Genomic DNA, 373 nt, shown 5'->3' on the forward strand with positions numbered 1-373 from the left:
CCCGGAGGATGAACTTGAACTGTCCCATTGTCTGCACTTCGCAAAACCAGGATCTGTACGGGCAAGGTACCACCATTTGGACCACGAAGCTTTCTCTTACATCATCAACGCCCAGAACAACAGCAATGATGAAAAGCATGTTACCGTCAGAATCTTCCTGGCTCCCAAATACGATGAACTCGGAAATCCCATTCCCCTGGACGAGCAAAGGAGACTGTACATCGAAATGGACAAATTCTACAAAACCTTGCGACCTGGCAAGAACACTATTGTAAGAAGCTCCACCGATTCAAGTGTGACCGTATCAACAAACCATACGTTCAAAGAACTCCTCCGCGGTGAAGATCTTGTAGAAGGACAGACTGAGTTCTGC

The 373-nt window shown here is 47.2% G+C and carries 1 protein-coding gene; it reads left to right on the forward strand.

Annotated features, from left to right (window positions below):
* Positions 1–19: 19 nt before the first annotated feature.
* Positions 20–373 (forward strand): hypothetical protein (locus BB427_RS07190; protein ID WP_302622126.1); only part of this gene is annotated, 354 nt, incomplete at its 3' end.

Source organism: Pseudoalteromonas sp. BMB, assembly GCF_001709235.1.
GTDB lineage: Bacteria > Pseudomonadota > Gammaproteobacteria > Enterobacterales > Alteromonadaceae > Pseudoalteromonas > Pseudoalteromonas maricaloris.